Source organism: Streptomyces sp. NPDC002867 (genome assembly GCF_053591895.1).
The window spans coordinates 1-15,569 of record NZ_JBSFUR010000083.1 but is presented as its reverse complement, the minus strand read 5'-3'; the positions used below and the strand labels follow the sequence as shown (position 1 = coordinate 15,569).

The following is a 15,569-nucleotide window of genomic DNA, read 5'->3' as shown; positions in this document are numbered from 1 at the left end:
ACGCTATGAGCGCAATGCCGACCACTTCCTCGCCTTCGCCAGCATCGCCTGCAGCCTCATCTGCTACCGCAGACTCACCAAATGAGATGACCTCTTAACCGGCAGAAATTCGCTCATCCAGTGCGGTAGCTCAGGGTCCTCACGCCAGGCCTCGGTGATCGAGACGAGAGCCTGCCACGACGCCTCCGCGACGGATCCAGGGCTATCCGTCGCGAGCTCGGCATACAGCTGACTGCACAAGTGGGACGTGACCTGGTAGAGGGCTTGGCTGACCTCACTCACGCGCGCCAGATCAGACGCAGGAGGCTGCGGCGGTTCTCCGTTGAGTCGGATCGTGGGGGCCACAGCTGCATATGTCCGGCTGTGGATGAAGTCCCGCAACGCGACCACCAGGTCCCACGTCGGCAAAGAGCGCTGGGCAGAGGCCATGTCGGTCATGCGGCAAGGCTATCTGCGAGCCCACCGTTGTTCGAGAGTGCGACCGGCATCGCTTGACGGCATAGCAACGTGAGGTGTCTGGTGGTTGGCCGAGTTACTGTAGTTCTTCGACTGCTCGGCGACGGTGTGGTCGCGGGTGGGGACGGTGCCGGCCACGATCAGCACGGTGTCTTTGCGTAACCGCTTGCGCTGCTGGAGCGCGAGCGCAGGGCCGAGGTGGTCGATGATGCGGTCTGCGGCTGACTTGGACACCCCGACCAGCGGCGCCAGCTGCCGCAGCGTTAGGTTGGTTCGCCAGTACGCAGCAACCAGCAGAACCCGGTCCCCCCAGCGGCAGCTCCACGGCCGGCCCTTGCGGACGGGGTCTGCACCCTCGCGCCGCAGCGCAGTGACTCGCGCCCGCAGCGCAGTGATGAGCTTGCCGAACTGACGCGGGATGAGCCCGGTGAACGGGGCCATCCAGGAAGGCTCCGACGCCGTGATCACACCAGACACAGCAAGATGGCTTCGACCGGCCGCCGCACAGGTGCGGTGGGCGGTCGTGCCGGCCGGGCGGTGGCAAAGCGCCCGACCCGTCGGCGGCGCGCCGGTGCTCGTCGCGTATGTGGTCGCTCCCGGCTTCGACGGGGCGGACTTCAACCTCCTTCCGGCCGCTGACTGATCCCCCTGCCACCACCCCCGAGATTGGTCCTGGTCCTCCGGACGTCTTCGCCAGCACCAACTCCAGCCCCAGCCGGGCCGCCAGTTCCCTCGCCGGCATCCCCTCACCGTCGCCCGGATCGGCGTCAAGCAGCTCGACGATCCGCCGGTACTCCGGCGCGAGCGCCTCGGCCGTCATCTCCTCCCCAACGCCGCGGCACGATGGATCTGGCGACCGGCACCTGCCCGCTTCGGCCTCCGGCGCAGGATCCCGCACGCTGACCACGGGTGCATCCGCGGCATCGCCGGGAGCGGCCAGGGCCTCGGCCAACTCCGCCCGAGCAATCACCCGCCGTTCCAATACCGCCTCGGCCACGCCGAGTTCAGCCAGATCCGGTCCGCCTCCGCCTGGAGCTCCTCCACCCGCACCCGGGCAGCCGCCTCCCGCTCCTCCAGCAACCCCATCACCGAACGCCACCGCCCACCTCCGCATCGTCGAGACCGAACAGAACATCCGACCCCTCCACGAGAACGCCGAAACCATGCCTGATCAGCGGATACTCAGCTATCACATCCGGAAAGCCAACGGCCTCTCACCCTGGATCCTCGCCCCGCCCTGAAGAGCAAGCCTCAGCTGCCGACGCCGACGTTCAGCCGCGAATTGAGCAAGTCTTACTCATGAAAAAATCCACAATCCCTGACACCTTGAAATCACTGCACTTGCAGTCTGACCCGGGTGACATGTGGATACCCGCCCGAGCAGCGCCCAGATGGGGGTCCTTTTAGCAGTTGTCGGCCTAGAAAATACTATCCCAAGGATTGACTTCAATGAAGCTTGCGACGCACATCAACTGGCGGAGAGCTGGAATCTCTGCCGCCGCCGTAGTCATGTCCGCAGGGGCAGCACTCGCCTCCGCCTCCCCTGCCAGTGCAGCTGGACCTATCTCCGGCCCGGTTGGCGGAATCTACTCATGCCAAGACAGCGGAGTCTACAGGGATTCTAACGGGAGCTACCGGGCGTATGCAAACAATTGCAAGCCCTACGCAGGTGCATTTGGCGCCGGAGACAAAAGCGTTCGCCTGAAGGTGAACTGCTCGTGGGGACTTAACTATTACAGCGGCTGGGTGCGTGTCCAACCTGGATATACCACCAATCTGATCGCTCCTAGTCCGTTGTGGCAAGGATGCTTGTGGGGCGTCAACAGCTACTCGCTTGAAGAGAAGTGGTACTGGGAGTAATCCCAAGACTCCGGCATTTCAAAGATCTTGCTGCCTCCGGGCGGCACGAAGCCAGAGCTACGGTGTAGTCCTGGGCACGAAACCCCCGACCGAAAGTGCGGACGCTGTTGGTAAAACCGGGGTCTGCATGACGACGGCCTGCATGACCCCTTGGGGTTGTGCAGGCCGTCGTCGTGTTTCCGAGGTCGGTTCGTATCGTTGCGTGGGGTGGAGCTGGCGGAGATTCCGGAGGGACCGTGCGGTGGCGTTGTCAACTTGAGCGGGCACAACTCGGGTTGGAGTATCGTCCAGGGCTCTTGCAAGTCCCTGACGGAGTCCACCAAGCCTGGAACAGCCCATCGCAGCGGAATCTATCTGACACCCGTCACATGAAACGGTGACGAACTACATTTCCGCCTGCTACGGTGCTCCACGAATCTCTCGGGGCCGACCGAGAGCTTTCGCCCGGCCGACACGCGCATCGTCGAGGCTCTGAACCGCGAGGCCACCGCCGTCTTCCGGAATCAGGCACCGCTGAATCACGTACACGCCCAGATCTACCACAACACCTTTGCCACGGCCGAGCGCAAGCAGTCCAAAGCCAAGATCTCGGCCCATGCCGACAAGACCAAGGTCATGTCCGTCAATGGCATCATGGCCTTCTGCGCCTTCTATTGATCCGAAACTCAATCAGTGAGCCGTTTCCAACCTGATCGCTTGGCTGGTGCGACGGGTGGGCGCCCTGACGTCGGGAAGTGGTGAAGCTCCTGGTAGAAGGATCGTCGACCAAGATCAACCCGCACCACCAGGAGCTTCGCGTGCTGGTTTACCCGTCGGCGATCGATCTGTCCAGCCAGAGCTTGCGCTTCCTCGCCCAGCACCTCACTCGCCGACGGCGCGAGCTGGGCACCCGCTGGCGTAAGCTCCCCGCCGGACAGCAGGCGTTGCTCGCCCTGGCTCACCTGCGCTGCGGCGACACCTACGCCCAGCTCGCCGTCGGCTTCGGGGTTGGTGTCGCCACCGTCTACCGCTACATACACGAGGCCGTCACCGTCCTGGCCGCCGTCGCCCCCACCCTGGAGCAGGCCGTAACGGCCGCCTCCGCCAGGGCGTTCGTCATTCTCGACGGCACGCTGTTGCCCATCGACCGGATCGCCGCCGACCGCCCGTTCTACTCCGGCAAACACAAGAAGCACGGCATGAACGTGCAGGTGATCACCGACCCCTTCGGACGCCTTATCTGGGCCTCGCCTGATCTACCCGGCGCCACCCACGACATCACAGCCGCCCGCACCCACCGCGTCATCGACGCTCTGGCCGAGGCAGGCATCAAGTGCTTTGCGGACAAGGGGTATCAGGGTGCGGGAGGCACCGTGGTCGTCCCTTTCCGCGGCAAGCGCCGGAACCTGTCCGTCGGCAAGCAGGCGGTCAATGTCGCCCATGCGAAGATTCGCGCCGTGGGCGAGCAGGCCATGGCCACGCTCAAGGGCTGGCGCCTGCTGCGCAAGCTGCGCTGCAGCACCACCCGGATCACCGACATCGTCAAGGCCGTCCTCACCCTCCACCTCGCGTCAGCGTGAGGCGGGAACGGCTCATTGATTACCGTGCGCGGTGTACAGCGGACACCGCATCTGGTCGAGTCCGGAGCGGCCGCAGCACTGCCATCCCTTCGTCGAGCCCGACCTTCATGGCGAAGTCGAACCGGTCGACCTCCAAACACAACTCCACATCGGTGGGGTGAGCACCGCGGCGTCGCCCGCTGCGCAGGTCGTCCGCGGCTGGGGAGGTGCGGGCACGGTGCAGATAGGGGCCGGGGTCGATACGAGTCCCGGCCAGGAGCTGATCCAGGTACTCGGCGCAGGCCAGATCCTCGGCGGCACGGCCGTCCTCGCCGGTGGCCACGAACGTCACCGAGTCGGCGCCAGCATCCGTCAGGGCCCGGGCCGTGGCGCCGGCCACGGCGAAACTGGCGCACAGCGCCAATTTAGCCTCGACGACCGCCAGGGCCCCAACCGTTCCCGCTGTGGTCTTTTGAATCACGGTGCGGCCGGCCAAGTCGGCCTCCTGGATCAGGCCAGGGGAGTTGACCAGGTCGAACCCGCTGACCGGTGCCCCATCCTTGAGCGCAAGCCAGCCCGGGTGACACGCCTTGATCGCCAGTGCCTCGCCCTCGTCGGCAGCGAGAACGATCTTGTCTGCTCCGCGGTGGAAGGCCCATGCGGCGGTGGTGAACGCCCGCATGACATCGATTACAACAGCCACCTGTTCGGTGCCGTCCACGTCGGGTATTCCGACTACTCGCGAGTCCATGCCGGGATGGTCGCAGCCCACTGAAGCGGTCCACAAGAACGTTGACGATCTTTCGGCGACTCGGGATCTGCTGGGCGACTGCCTCGCGGGCACGCGCTCGAGTATCGGGGGGAGACCAGCGGCTCGTCGCCTGTGGTCTGACCTGACCATCAGCAAGTTGGAAAGGGCTCACTCGGTCGTGAAGTGAGAGTCAGCCCCCGCCGGCCGACGGCTCCGGTGACCTTGCAGCGTCCTTCGTTGCTCTGGTCGGCGGCACGCTGCTGGTCAGGTCCTGCGTCTACTGCCGCCAGTAACCGGAGTGGTCGGGGGCTCCTGCCCGGAGCCCCCGACCATCAGGGGCCCGCGAGCCATGCACGGCGCGAGGCCGCCCGGCCGAGCGGCGCCCGGCAGGGTGTGCCGGGCGCCGCGGTGGATCGCAAGAGGAGGGCTGTCCGGTGGCCGGGGCCTATCCGCGCCGGTCTGCGAACGGACGGTCCCTCGCGAGGAAGATCGACGAGTTCGCGCCGCTGATCGACTCGATGCTGCGGGCTGAGGTCCTGTTGAAAGCATCGGTGATCCACGAGCGGCTGACCGCGGAGTACGGGTTCACTGGCAACTACCAGCGCGTCAAGCTCTACGCCAGGAAGCCCGGCCCCGGATCGCCGAGGAACTCGGCATCTCCCCGAAGGAACTGGCGGGCATGCACCGCCGGTTCGAGGTGATCCCGGTGCCCAGGCCCAGGTGGACTGGGGTGATGGGGGCAAGATCCTCGCCCACATGGGCATCTCGAAGGTCTACTCCATCTCGGCTCGTGCGGGGTCGAGGTCCAAGCCCATGGAGCGGTATCCGCCGACAGGGACGAATGGACCGAGAACGACATCGCATCTGCACAGCGGTCCGGGGACACCGTCCTGTGGTGGCTCCGGCTGCCCTGCCGGGTCGCGGAGGGAAGCCGGCAGCCACGCCGCATGATCCACGAGAAGCCCACCGCATCACGACTCGCTGGAGTCGACACAGGCCATCCGTGGGGGCCACGGAGGAGCAGAGCGGACGTACGTGAACGAGTGGTGACTTCCATCAGCTCGCGTCGCATCGCGTCGGCCAGCTGCCGGCGGGCCACAGACAGCGCCGTCTCCACATGGCGGGTGCCCGTGACCACGCACAGTGTGTATGACGCGTCCTGAAGCTGGCGCCGGGTCTCCGCATTGCCACCGGACGCCAGGCGCCGCCTGAGCGTCTCGCGGCGTTCGACGAGCTTCCGCAGGAGCGAAGGATGTGCCCTCGGCATGACGGCCGCCTCCATCCTTGCCCTTTTGGACCTGCCTCCTTCACTCACACGGTCGCACCGCCGGATCCGGAAGCCGAGCAGGCCGCCTGGTCATGCATCAGGGACGGGACACCGGCCCTACCCTGCCCTGGAACTCCGGAGCCGTCGAAGGCCATGTCAACCGGAACAAGATGCTCAAGCGCCAGATGTCCGCCCGCGCAGGCTTTCGACTTCTGCGGAAACGTGTCCTGCTGGCGTATGGACGTCGACACTCGTCGGTCGATGGTGAGGGCTCTCCGACACCGCTGAGCGCATCAGTCGGATGTCGTACTCGGTCCAGCAATCGGAGATCTCGATGCCAACCTCGCTGTTGCACCGGGCGCACAGCAAGTTCGGCCCGTTGAGCCCGTCTCGTCTGCAACACCCGTAGAGCCGGGAGGAGTCCACATGGGGCCGCAGCAGCACACCGTCCAGCGGGTTGATCACCCAGGTGGCAGCCGAACCAGCGGGACCGTATGGATCCGGGTCGGCGGAGAAGGAACCCACCCGCACTGTCGACGGGCCGTACGTGTAGTGCTCCCTGCCCCTCACGCGCGGCAGCGGCTTCCAATCACATTGCCCTAGCGGATTCGACAAAGGAGCACTGCACGACCGACATCTGAAAACGATCAGCACCCTCGAAACTTCTCCCGTACGAAGCGCATCCACTGCTGTTTACTGTTGATCATCCAACACCCAAGGCGGCCGAGAGACCAGAGCCGGCTTCCCGTGTAGGTCACGAGTTGTTGTTGAACCGAAACCGCTGCACGGAAGGTGAGCCAGAGCCCGGATCGCGATGCATCCAGCTACAGGTCAGGTCTCATGGCCTTCGTCGGGCTCCGGATCCGTCTCCTCGTTGCCGTCGGCTTCTTCTTCGTCGGCGTCCTCGAACGACAGCTGATCGTCGTTGGCATCCTCATCGCTGTCCTGCTCGGTGATTCGCGTAGCGAGGGCCGGGGGATGAGACCGTGACCACCCGCTACGACAAGCGGGGCTACGTCTGCCTCGGCACCGCAACTGTCGCGGCCCTGGCCATCTGGCTCCGCGCGTGATCGGCCGGGTCGAACGGCTACCGCCCGATGTCTGTTCAGAGCGAGGGCAGGCCGTGCTCGTAGCCCTCGACCTCGTAGTGCTTGAGCATGCGCGATACCCGCTCCCGGACCGACCCTCGCAGGTAGGGGATGGCATTCTTCAAATACGGCCTTGCCTCAAGGAGGCACTCCAGTATCTGGAAATGGACGGCGCCGCGGCGATACGCCCTGGTGTCGTCGTAGATGTCCTCCACGAAGCCAAAGCATCGCCACAGCAGGTCGCTGTCCGGTTCCGCACGTTCCAAGGCCGGCTGGAGAACCGGCCTCGTCAGGAGGACGAGCAGGTTCTCATACAGATAGAGCCCCGTGTCGACTGTCGGCGGCGCCTCATCCTGCCGAAGCCCGTACTTCTCCTCGACCAGATGCCTGGTCTCGGGAACGCGCCCGACCAGCAGAGTCAGGACATCGTCGTCAGGGCATCCGTCCCAGCCGCTCAGCGCCTGCGCGAAACGGGCGGGCCGCAGCGGCTACCCAGGCGAGCTGCTCCGTGACGGTGGCCGGAGCGCTCGCACCGGCACCGGATGCGGCGTTCATGCCTGCCGAACTCCGCGCGCCTCGGAGAGGAACCTGTTCCGTTGCGGTCTGTTCTCCCGCTGGGCTGCCTCCCGGTGAAGGAGCAATGATTATTACTCATCAGCCGGTGAAGCGTTATTGCTCCGGACCCGAGAACTCATGCCCGCTGCGCGGGCAGCGGCGTTCGCTCCGCCTATGCACGAAGGTGGCGGCCCTCGCTGAGCACCGCCACCCGACACGCCGGTCTCATGCTGAAGCCTTGGCTTCGGCCACGCTGAACCACCCGGGCCGTTTCTCGGCCAGCAGGGGCTTCAACGACTCCACTGCGGACCGCAGGTCCTGATCCGTGGGGTCAAGAGGTACAGGCAAACTCTGCCCATAACGGTGCAGCCGCCAGAGATCGAAGATCTCCGCCCCGTCGCCCGCGAAGTCCACATCGATTTCAGAGCCGTTCTGGCTGATGAAGAGGCAGCCTGCTCCGTGGACCCTGTAGAAGTACGTGCCGGCCTCACCGCTGCGACTGATCCGGTGCGAACGGACCAGGCCGAGCACGTCCGCCAGCTGCTCGAGCGGGGGGATCGACGCCCGCATGGCCTCACGAGCCGCGTTGAGAGCATCGACGTAACCGATCACAAGGTCACGCGCTGTCGTCACGTGCGGCCCTCCCGCAGCTCGAGCCCGTCCCACACCGCGTCCCCCCAGCGTCCATGTTCGGGGCGATTGTTCCACGTGGGCTGCCGACGTCTCCGTCGGACGGCATCGTCGTGATCTCCATGTCCGGAGGACAACGACTTGGGCCCTCTCGTTTGCCGCGAGAGGGCCCGCACGCGTCGCACGCGTCGCCCGCAGGTCGCCGCGCAGCGCTGTGGCGGCCGCGGCGAAGGGCGTGGCCACGTGCACCGGTGGGAGTCTTCTTCACCGCCTCGGCGGCCGAAGACCCCCGTCCTCGGTTGCGAATGCGGCGAGTGGGGGTGCTGGCCGCTCATGGCTCGCATCACCGCGATAGCGGATCTCGTAACCTGGGACGCCTTTGAGTAACCGCACCGCAAGACCCGCGACTACATGGCATTCGGTCCGTTCCAGTTCGACCGTCACCAGTACGATGACGCCCTGCGGGCCCTGAGCGCGGTGATCGGCTCCGCCGCCGACGACACATGAGCGCATGAGCATTGGCGTCAGCCCGTCTTGCCGCAGATGGAGTCCAGGGGTAGAGAACAGCGGCAAGGGACTCGTCATCACCAGTCGGCGACGGGCAGGTTGTGCCACCAGTGACCGCATCCGCCGGAACAGAAGCGATCGCGGCGCCGTTCGTCCGTGACCGCGAGTACCGCGACCAGTAGCCGGAACGCCTTGCGTCGTTCGTCGACAGGGGTGAGGCCGGCGATCTTCCCCAGTTGCTGGTCGATCGGGCCGCAGGTGATCAGAACCGCAGGTGTGTGCGTCGGGCGCAGCCCGGCAGGACGGATGCTCTCAGGTCCGTCTTCGGTGACGGCGCGCGCCTGCACGCAGTGATGGCGCAGGAACAGGGGTACCTCGGCCTGCTCCTTCGGGCCGTGGGTGTCGAACCATTCGATGCCCTGTGACATCGGGCGCAGGCCTTCCGGCGAGTTCGTTGAGGATGATGTCCCGCTCGGTCATCATCAGCTCCCGCAGTCCGGCGAGGCGAATACCTCAGCGGTCTCGTCGACGAAAGCGCATAGTTGCTGCATGGCCTGTCGGCAGTATTGCGGGTCAAGGGCCGCCACGGCCCGAACCTCGAGCCATCGGTCCCAGGGACCGGCCGGGGCAAGGAACCGTGTCGTGTACTCGGAGCCGAGAATCTCATCGAGGTACAGGAGCGTCCCAAGAACGACTGCCTGGTCGTAGTCGAGGTCGGGACGCGACAAGTAGTGATCAAGGTATGCGCTGAGCAGTTCGGCATCCGCTGCAGTACCGAACTTCGCAAGGGCGACGCAGTATGCCGCGCCCGCATACGGCCCCTCGCTGGCCAGTAGGAGCCGACCAATGAGCTCGCGGAACTCGGACCTGTGGGCCACAGCAACCAGCCAGGCGGCAGTCTTGCGCTCGCGCCATCCACCCTCGAAGAGGACGCCGAGCTCCGCCGGAGTGATTTCGTACGCAGCCTGAGCCAGATTCCGCACAAACTCGGAGCGCTCGACCGAGCTCAACCGGAACATGCTCCCGCCCAACCGAAGGTATCGCCGATCAGGCGTGACGAACCGCCGAACCAGATCCTGCAACTCGGGATCGCTCTGGACATCACCCATAGGTGCATCCTGGCCCGGGACGGTACGCATGTGCCACAGGTTTGCCGACTGCCTCAACTGACCGTAGTTACTGATTCAGAGAAGGTCGCCATGCCTGTTCGGCTGTTCGCGGCGACCGAGGAGCACCCCGTGCGGCTGCACGAGATCCACACCGCGGACGGCTCCCGGGTCGAGCACAGGCGTTTCTGCCGGGCCGAGGGCCGGGAGATCCCGTACGAGGAGGTGGGCGGGGGCTTTGCGATGCCGGACGGCCGCACGGTACCGCTCACCGACGAGGACCTGGCGCACCTGCCGCTTGCGACGAAGCGCACTATCGAGGTGCTCGGCTTCGTCCCGGGCCAGGACATCGACCCGATCAGCTACGGCCGGCCGTACTACGTCGGGCCCGGCGGCCCGGAGGCCGACCGCTCCTACGTCCTGCTCGTCGAGGCGCTCGCCCGGACCGGATACGTGGCCGTGGCCAAGATCGCCATCAGGAGCCGCGAGCGCCTGGCCCTGCTGCGGCCACGGCACGGCATCCTCGTCCTCCAGGCCCTGCTCTGGGCCGACGAGCTGCGCGACCCGGGCGACATCGCCCCCTCGGCACCGGTCACCGACCGGGAACTGCAGCTGGCCGAGGTCCTGATCAGGGAACTGACCGGCATCGAGGTCTGCGACCTCCACGACGAGTACGCCCACGCCCTGGAGCAGCTCGTCGCGGCCAAGGCCAGCGGCGGCACGCCGGCCGCACTGGAGGAGGCCCCGCCCGTAGTGGACATGATGGCCGCGCTGGAGGAGAGCATCCAGGCGGCGCGAGCCGCGCGCGGGGGCTGACCGCCCAGCGGGGCGCATTGCCCACTGCGACGGTGCACGAGATGCCGAAGAACACCGCGAAGAGGCCCCGGACTCCTATCCGTGACCCATGGCCCGCGTGGTGCCCCCGCTGATGAATCCAGGTGGGCGCACCACCATGCGCACTACCCACTCGACAAGGAAAACCGGACATCTCCACCGGCCAACCCTGTGAGGCCAATGGCCGTTTCACCGAGCTCGGATGGGCGAAGCCCTTCATGGCCTCCGGGACGGCCACCAGGGATGTCACCTGGACCAGGGGGGTGACATCCTCGGAGCCACGACGGCCGATGGAGGAGAGGAGGACAGGTGACGGCACACTCGGTACCTGCCCGTGCGTTGATCGCCACGCTGCTGGCCGTTCTCACGGTCGTGTCCTGCGGCAGCACCGGCCGCGAAGAGTCGGCCGGCGGTGGTGGCGGTCCCTGCGAGGTCCGGCAGGAGATCGACCAGATCACGTCGCGCTTCCCGTCGTTCGGCCGGCTGGAGTCGACCTCGTGGTGTGGCATCTCGCGGGACACCAGCGACGACCGTCTCCCGGCGCGGTCCGACGTCCGGCTGGTCGGGCTGCTCGATGCCATGGACGACAAGGCCGTACGGAAGGACCTCGACGATCCCGTTCTGCGGTTCGAACCCGCGACGCCCACCGACCTGCCGACGGAGATCGAGAAGCTCCTGCCGGAAGGAGCCGAGTGGATGGTGAGCGAGCAGGTCAACAAGCGCATCACCGAGGATCTCTACTTCGGAACCTTCTACTACGACAGGCGAAGCGGACAGGTGCTCTTCGACTGCTCGAACCCGCACCGCAAGGACGGTCCCCCGCCCACGGTGGTATCGAACTGACCGACACGAGGGACTGGCCGCCGCAGCGGGCGACGGCCGGTCCCTTCAGCAGGCGAAACCCGTGCGGAGTTCCCACAAGGGAGGCCCCGTCACCGGCGGGGGTCTCCGTCGCTTCTACTTGCCCTGCGGCTACTTTGCACGGTGGGTCACCGATAGGAGTCCGGGGCCGAGATCCCCGCGAGTTCCCAGGAAACTGAAGGTTCTTCAGCGGGAACCCGAGGGGTGATGCCGCCACTCTCCGGGGTGGCCCCGCGGGTTCGGGTCCAGGCACGGACACTGGCTGGGAGGAAGAGAACTCACGGGATATCGCGGGCGGCATCGGGTTCCATGGCGTAAACGGCGGTTACGGCATCCAGGAAGGCCCTGTGGCGTTCGCTGAGCTTCTCCACCATCCAGGACTCGACCGACCGCCCATCGTCGATCACGCGCTGTACGACAACAAAGGCAAACGACAGCTCGCCGACTGCACTTCGGACCGTATCGGGACCCACCAGCCCGACCCGCAACTTGGCCGAGTGAAACAGTTGCTTCGCTACCTCCGCCTCTGCTTCTGGCGTAGGCAGGATGAGGGCGTTCATGTACGACTCCGTAGCCCCCAAGATCACCTCATAGGCGTTGTGCCGTGCTTGCAGAAGCCATCGCTTCGACTCCACGTGAGCCTGATCCTTCACCTGCTGGCGCGCAGCCTCCACGGTCTTCTCGCCGCCGATACGTGCCCCCCGCGCCGTGAAACCACCACCAATAAGGGCACCAAGCAGGGCCGCCATGCCGGCGAGAAAAGCCGCGAGTCCTTGATCCATAAGTCCCTCTTCCTACGCCCATCGTTGCCAGCGTCGGAAACGGGCGCTTCCCTTGGCTTCACCCGGACCGCAGATCGATCGGACAAGATGCGAACGCTTCAGAGATCCTGAAGTTCCGTCAGCCGACGGTAAGACGCCCCGACGAGGGAGAACACCCTGGTCAGTAAGCCAGCAGATCAACGAGGCTCAGGGGAACTCATGGGATGTCGCACAAGAAGGCGGCCAAGAAGGCGACCGTGAAGAAGGCCGCGGCCAAGCAGACGACAGGCCGGAAGCCCGCGCGCCTCCTAGGTCAGCCCGGTCTCAGGGCGGCAGATCTCACAGGGCTTGATGTCGGGGAGTTCCAGCGCGATCAGTGCCTCCTCGCGGCTGAGCCAGCCCATTGGGTGCTGGTACATGTGGCAGCCGCCGCGGTGCAGGATCGCGAAGTCGTCCGCTGTGGCCCGGGACGGCTCGACCTTCCATGAGGATCCTTCGCGGGCGGCACGCTCGCGCTTCAGCGCCGCCGCCTCGTCGGCCTCCAGCTGCCGGATCGTCTCGCGTGTCCGACCGAGCTGGTACGCCTGGTATGCCTCCACGATGCGCAGCTTCTGGAGGCGCGACAGCTCGGGTACGGGCTCGGACATCGCGGTGCCGCCGGTCACGCGGCGGTGTCGACGTCGACCACGGGCTCGGCGGCCGGCCGCATGGCCTGCTTCAGCCGCATCCGCTCCGCCACACGCTTCTCTCCGTCCACGGTCTCCCAGTACGGGTGGGCAGCGACACGGATCGACAGGTCGGTGCACTCCATCCGCAGCCGCTTCACCGCCTGCTTCTGGTCCTCGGTCCACCCGGGACTGGCCTCGCGGCCGCCGGTCACGACGCCGGTGTGCGGGTGCTCGGTCCCGGGCCGGCCCGGCAGGGGTTCCACACTCCACGGCAGGCTTCGGCAGAGGGCGGCCAGCTCGGAGGTCGCCTGGTGAAGGCGGGTCTGCGCGGCGCGCAGGTCGTCGGGGAAGTCGGTTCCGGCCATGACCAAACCATACTCGTGTTCGAATTTGGTCGGCGAGTACCGACACCCGGGCGGTGAGCACGACCCGCGCCCGAGCCTGGCTACGGGAGGTGGGCTCGGGTGCGTGTGCCGTCTGGCATGCCATGTCAGAGAGGGACCCAGGACCACTGCCCGGGCCCCCTCTAATTGAGCTGTCTAGCCAGTCATCGTCGTCCAGTAGGGGCTCGTGCTCGCTGCCCCGGCCACGCTGACGAGCCAGAGGAGCAGAGTCCGCGACAGCGACACGTGTAGGTGCCGGCCGCCCTTAACCTCGAGCCGGCAGGGAGGAATGGACCGAGAACGACATCGCATCTGCACAGCGGTCCGGGGACACCGTCCTGTGGTGGCTCCGGCTGCCCTGCCGGGTCGCGGAGGGAAGCTGGCAGCCAGGCCGCATGATCCACGAGAAGCCCACCGCATGACGACTCACTGGAGTCGACACAGGCCATCCTGTGGGCCACGGGGGAACAGCCGCTGCCGCGATGTGGCTCGTCCGGTCGTGGGCGCTCCGCTCAGCTCGCCACGTTGGACGGGCCCGTTCGGCGGCCCCTGTACCGCCCGCGGCTGGGTGTCCCGGGCCTCCGCTCCCGGGACACCCAGCGCCGGGCATGTCACCGGTTCCGTGTGGCGAACCCCAGGACCAGGATGTTTCACCGACACCGGCTGGGTCTCCCCGTCGACGGCGATCTCTTCACTGTGCGCCCTCGGCACCGGCTTGCCCGTGCCTTCCCGCGCGATGTACTGCGTGAAGGCCTGAACGCCTCGCTGGAAGGCCGCCCGAGCCTTGCCCTAGCGGCCCTCGTCGCGGCCTTCGGCGCCGGGGCGGGAGACGGCTCCTCAAGGGGCTGCACGCCCAGTCCGGCAAGCCGCTCCTGCTGCTCGGGCGACAGCTGCGCCCAGCTGCTCGCCTGGCGTTGCCAGCTGAAGCCACTTGCCCAGGTCATCGTCCTTGAAGGGGACACCCGGCTCGATGGCCGACAGGACACCGTCGGCGTCGTCCAGCTCGCGACCGCCCGCACCGCCGGCCGGAAGACCGATGCTGGCTGATCTCTTGACGTCTGCATGGCTGCGGCCTTGAACCCTCGGGTTCGCGACCGCAGCCATGTCAGGGTCGGGCAGGCAGAGCTTGGTTGGGGCACGGGGCTCTGGCAGCGTCCTGTAGGAGTACAAGGCGATGTACGAGGGCAGCGGAGCAGGATAGGGGCAGGTGTGACGGAGCTCGACCTGGGGATTGTCGGTCCCGCGCAGAGTGATGATCTTTACCACTTCACCGGCCGGAACGGGGCCCGACCAGCGGTAGTGCCGGAGGAGATCCAGCTCATGACACCGCAGGAGCGACTTGATTCGATACTGCGGGAGGAGCAGTTCAGGGTGTTTGCGCCGTTCGGCGCGAGGACGGCCTGTCTCTGTCTCTCGGAGAGCCCACCGAACCACCTTGAGCACCTCATCGGCATAGGCCGGTTTTCCCCATGGGGGATCGTCACGAGGCGGCACCACCTCATCAGACGCGGCGGTGGCGCCGTGGCTTACGTTCCAGATGCCGTATATCAGCAGTTCAAGGCGGCCGATCTGGAGCACTGGGCGGTGCGCACCGGCGTGGATTCGACGTGGATGCACGAGCGTGAGTGGCGCCTACCGCTTCCGGACGGCCGCAAGACCCTCGGGATAGGCAGAGTGACCGCGATCCTCGTGGGCGATCCCGAGTGGCGGCCATCGCTGACTGAAACAGGCGCGTGGGTCGATCGATCGACAGGTGAGCCGCTGGCTGGCCCAGGGGGAAACCCGTACGCCGAACCGCTGATAGACCTGCCTCGCCTGTGGCGCGAGTCGCCTGTATGGGTGTGGGACCCCGCGAGCCGGTCGCTGGTGAAGCACACGCCCGGTGAGCTGTGCTGAGGAGTTCATGCTGTGCGCGTGGCGTGTATGTCATTAAGACCCTTGTGCATGCAGACCGAACAGGCGGGGCTCGACGACGGCGAGTTCGACGAGGAGCACGGTGAGCCGGCCTGGAAGTGGGAGCGCGCCGTCAAGCTGGCCCGCGGCCGCTTCGAAAACCCTGATACCACCATGACCCACCGGCACGCGGTTGTCCGGCCGCCGCCTGCTGCAGACCCCGCACCCCTCCGGTGCGGGGTCTGCAGCGTCAAGAACCCGTATTCAATTCCCGGGCAACTTGGCTGCTTGCATGACGCGGTGGCCGACTGCCGGAGGTCACGTCCGCTGGAGTGGTGTAGTGACGGCCACTCGGTGATCTCGTTTTGAGGCTATGCGGTGAGTTCGGTGGGCAGGGCGGTCTCGTCGGTT

19 protein-coding genes and 2 pseudogenes are annotated in these 15,569 nt (G+C 66.4%); 10 read left to right on the top strand and 11 right to left on the bottom strand.

Features of this window, described 5'->3' with window-relative positions:
- Positions 1 to 63 precede the first annotated feature (63 nt).
- Both ACWD0A_RS33915 and ACWD0A_RS33910 read right to left on the bottom strand, forming a co-directional pair.
- Positions 64 to 438, bottom strand: a complete 375-nt coding sequence (locus ACWD0A_RS33915; RefSeq protein WP_451304443.1) for a hypothetical protein — start codon at positions 436 to 438, stop codon at positions 64 to 66.
- 78 nt (positions 439 to 516) lie between these two features.
- Positions 517 to 933 (bottom strand): annotated as a pseudogene (locus ACWD0A_RS33910) (helix-turn-helix domain-containing protein); the annotation flags it as partial.
- On the opposite strand from ACWD0A_RS33910, the gene ACWD0A_RS33905 reads away from it, so the two are divergent.
- From ACWD0A_RS33905 to ACWD0A_RS33895, 3 genes and pseudogenes are all read left to right on the top strand, one after another.
- Entirely contained in the window at positions 875 to 1,099 is a 225-nt protein-coding gene (locus ACWD0A_RS33905) for a cupin domain-containing protein (protein ID WP_451304441.1), read from the top strand. The pseudogene ACWD0A_RS33910 and the gene ACWD0A_RS33905 overlap by 59 nt on opposite strands.
- A 1,415-nt stretch (positions 1,100 to 2,514) precedes the next feature.
- A pseudogene (locus tag ACWD0A_RS33900) lies at positions 2,515 to 2,970 on the top strand (hypothetical protein); the annotation flags it as partial.
- Positions 2,971 to 3,113: 143 nt separating this feature from the next.
- The gene (locus tag ACWD0A_RS33895; protein ID WP_451304447.1) at positions 3,114 to 3,875 is read left to right on the top strand and encodes a transposase family protein; all 762 of its coding nucleotides are present in this window, start codon (positions 3,114 to 3,116) and stop codon (positions 3,873 to 3,875) included.
- A gap of 19 nt (positions 3,876 to 3,894) precedes the next feature.
- Here the strand turns inward: ACWD0A_RS33895 and ACWD0A_RS33890 are convergent, their stop codons facing one another.
- Positions 3,895 to 4,605, bottom strand: a complete 711-nt coding sequence (locus tag ACWD0A_RS33890; RefSeq protein WP_177153528.1) for a 2-phosphosulfolactate phosphatase — start codon at positions 4,603 to 4,605, stop codon at positions 3,895 to 3,897.
- Between the two features lie 434 nt (positions 4,606 to 5,039).
- On the opposite strand from ACWD0A_RS33890, the gene ACWD0A_RS33885 reads away from it, so the two are divergent.
- Entirely contained in the window at positions 5,040 to 5,306 is a 267-nt protein-coding gene (locus ACWD0A_RS33885; RefSeq protein WP_451304449.1) for a hypothetical protein, read from the top strand.
- Here the strand turns inward: ACWD0A_RS33885 and ACWD0A_RS33880 are convergent.
- Positions 5,219 to 5,872, bottom strand: a complete 654-nt coding sequence (locus tag ACWD0A_RS33880) for a DUF5133 domain-containing protein (RefSeq protein WP_451304445.1) — start codon at positions 5,870 to 5,872, stop codon at positions 5,219 to 5,221. The two genes, ACWD0A_RS33885 and ACWD0A_RS33880, sit on opposite strands and share 88 nt — an antisense overlap.
- Before the next feature lie 840 nt (positions 5,873 to 6,712).
- Between ACWD0A_RS33880 and ACWD0A_RS33875 the strand changes: the two genes are divergently transcribed.
- Positions 6,713 to 6,862 (top strand): hypothetical protein, encoded by a 150-nt coding sequence (locus ACWD0A_RS33875; protein ID WP_451304439.1) that lies wholly within the window; start codon positions 6,713 to 6,715, stop codon positions 6,860 to 6,862.
- A gap of 115 nt (positions 6,863 to 6,977) precedes the next feature.
- Here the strand turns inward: ACWD0A_RS33875 and ACWD0A_RS33870 are convergent, their stop codons facing one another.
- The 4 genes from ACWD0A_RS33870 to ACWD0A_RS33855 all read right to left on the bottom strand — a co-directional run bounded on the left by ACWD0A_RS33870 (position 6,978) and on the right by ACWD0A_RS33855 (position 9,761).
- Positions 6,978 to 7,175, bottom strand: coding sequence for a hypothetical protein (locus ACWD0A_RS33870; RefSeq protein WP_451304437.1), 198 nt, complete (start codon positions 7,173 to 7,175; stop codon positions 6,978 to 6,980).
- A 565-nt stretch (positions 7,176 to 7,740) separates the two neighbouring features.
- Positions 7,741 to 8,148, bottom strand: a complete 408-nt coding sequence (locus ACWD0A_RS33865) for a DUF6896 domain-containing protein (protein WP_451304435.1) — start codon at positions 8,146 to 8,148, stop codon at positions 7,741 to 7,743.
- Positions 8,149 to 8,729: 581 nt separating this feature from the next.
- Complete coding sequence (locus ACWD0A_RS33860; protein WP_451304433.1) at positions 8,730 to 9,080, bottom strand: DUF5958 family protein; 351 nt, start codon at positions 9,078 to 9,080, stop codon at positions 8,730 to 8,732.
- Between the two features lie 54 nt (positions 9,081 to 9,134).
- Entirely contained in the window at positions 9,135 to 9,761 is a 627-nt protein-coding gene (locus tag ACWD0A_RS33855) for a DUF6000 family protein (RefSeq protein WP_451304431.1), read from the bottom strand.
- A 90-nt stretch (positions 9,762 to 9,851) separates the two neighbouring features.
- Here ACWD0A_RS33855 and ku point away from each other — a divergent pair, with 90 nt between their 5' ends.
- Positions 9,852 to 10,574, top strand: a complete 723-nt coding sequence (ku, locus tag ACWD0A_RS33850) for a non-homologous end joining protein Ku (protein WP_451304429.1) — start codon at positions 9,852 to 9,854, stop codon at positions 10,572 to 10,574.
- 327 nt (positions 10,575 to 10,901) lie between these two features.
- Complete coding sequence (locus ACWD0A_RS33845) at positions 10,902 to 11,435, top strand: hypothetical protein (RefSeq protein ID WP_451304427.1); 534 nt, start codon at positions 10,902 to 10,904, stop codon at positions 11,433 to 11,435.
- A gap of 296 nt (positions 11,436 to 11,731) precedes the next feature.
- Here ACWD0A_RS33845 and ACWD0A_RS33840 read toward each other — a convergent pair whose 3' ends face one another.
- The 3 genes from ACWD0A_RS33840 to ACWD0A_RS33830 form a co-directional block, all read right to left on the bottom strand.
- Positions 11,732 to 12,235: a hypothetical protein gene (locus ACWD0A_RS33840; protein WP_451304425.1), complete on the bottom strand. Its 504-nt coding sequence runs from the start codon at positions 12,233 to 12,235 to the stop codon at positions 11,732 to 11,734.
- Between the two features lie 287 nt (positions 12,236 to 12,522).
- Positions 12,523 to 12,879, bottom strand: a complete 357-nt coding sequence (locus tag ACWD0A_RS33835) for a DUF6233 domain-containing protein (protein WP_451304423.1) — start codon at positions 12,877 to 12,879, stop codon at positions 12,523 to 12,525.
- A complete protein-coding gene (locus ACWD0A_RS33830; RefSeq protein WP_451304421.1) occupies positions 12,876 to 13,247 on the bottom strand; it encodes a hypothetical protein in 372 nt (123 codons plus the stop codon). The genes ACWD0A_RS33835 and ACWD0A_RS33830 overlap by 4 nt, the downstream gene beginning before the upstream one ends.
- 663 nt (positions 13,248 to 13,910) lie before the next feature.
- On the opposite strand from ACWD0A_RS33830, the gene ACWD0A_RS33825 reads away from it, so the two are divergent.
- The 3 genes from ACWD0A_RS33825 to ACWD0A_RS33815 all read left to right on the top strand — a co-directional run bounded on the left by ACWD0A_RS33825 (position 13,911) and on the right by ACWD0A_RS33815 (position 15,527).
- Positions 13,911 to 14,312: a hypothetical protein gene (locus ACWD0A_RS33825; protein WP_451304419.1), complete on the top strand. Its 402-nt coding sequence runs from the start codon at positions 13,911 to 13,913 to the stop codon at positions 14,310 to 14,312.
- Positions 14,313 to 14,474: 162 nt separating this feature from the next.
- Positions 14,475 to 15,161: a hypothetical protein gene (locus ACWD0A_RS33820; protein ID WP_451304417.1), complete on the top strand. Its 687-nt coding sequence runs from the start codon at positions 14,475 to 14,477 to the stop codon at positions 15,159 to 15,161.
- 48 nt (positions 15,162 to 15,209) lie between these two features.
- Positions 15,210 to 15,527 (top strand): hypothetical protein, encoded by a 318-nt coding sequence (locus ACWD0A_RS33815; RefSeq protein WP_451304415.1) that lies wholly within the window; start codon positions 15,210 to 15,212, stop codon positions 15,525 to 15,527.
- Positions 15,528 to 15,569: the final 42 nt, after the last annotated feature.

What these genes read in the sequence shown, in the direction of transcription:
- ACWD0A_RS33915 (WP_451304443.1), bottom strand. Translation starts at nt 438, where the DNA reads ATGACCGACATGGCCTCTGCCCAGCGCTCTTTGCCGACGTGGGACCTG.
- ACWD0A_RS33905 (WP_451304441.1), top strand. Translation starts at nt 875, where the DNA reads ATGAGCCCGGTGAACGGGGCCATCCAGGAAGGCTCCGACGCCGTGATC.
- ACWD0A_RS33890 (WP_177153528.1), bottom strand. Translation starts at nt 4,605, where the DNA reads ATGGACTCGCGAGTAGTCGGAATACCCGACGTGGACGGCACCGAACAG.
- ACWD0A_RS33880 (WP_451304445.1), bottom strand. Translation starts at nt 5,872, where the DNA reads ATGCCGAGGGCACATCCTTCGCTCCTGCGGAAGCTCGTCGAACGCCGC.
- ACWD0A_RS33875 (WP_451304439.1), top strand. Translation starts at nt 6,713, where the DNA reads ATGGCCTTCGTCGGGCTCCGGATCCGTCTCCTCGTTGCCGTCGGCTTC.
- ACWD0A_RS33860 (WP_451304433.1), bottom strand. Translation starts at nt 9,080, where the DNA reads ATGTCACAGGGCATCGAATGGTTCGACACCCACGGCCCGAAGGAGCAG.
- ACWD0A_RS33855 (WP_451304431.1), bottom strand. Translation starts at nt 9,761, where the DNA reads ATGGGTGATGTCCAGAGCGATCCCGAGTTGCAGGATCTGGTTCGGCGG.
- ku (WP_451304429.1), top strand. Translation starts at nt 9,852, where the DNA reads ATGCCTGTTCGGCTGTTCGCGGCGACCGAGGAGCACCCCGTGCGGCTG.
- ACWD0A_RS33840 (WP_451304425.1), bottom strand. Translation starts at nt 12,235, where the DNA reads ATGGATCAAGGACTCGCGGCTTTTCTCGCCGGCATGGCGGCCCTGCTT.
- ACWD0A_RS33830 (WP_451304421.1), bottom strand. Translation starts at nt 13,247, where the DNA reads ATGGCCGGAACCGACTTCCCCGACGACCTGCGCGCCGCGCAGACCCGC.
- ACWD0A_RS33825 (WP_451304419.1), top strand. Translation starts at nt 13,911, where the DNA reads ATGTTTCACCGACACCGGCTGGGTCTCCCCGTCGACGGCGATCTCTTC.
- ACWD0A_RS33815 (WP_451304415.1), top strand. Translation starts at nt 15,210, where the DNA reads ATGCAGACCGAACAGGCGGGGCTCGACGACGGCGAGTTCGACGAGGAG.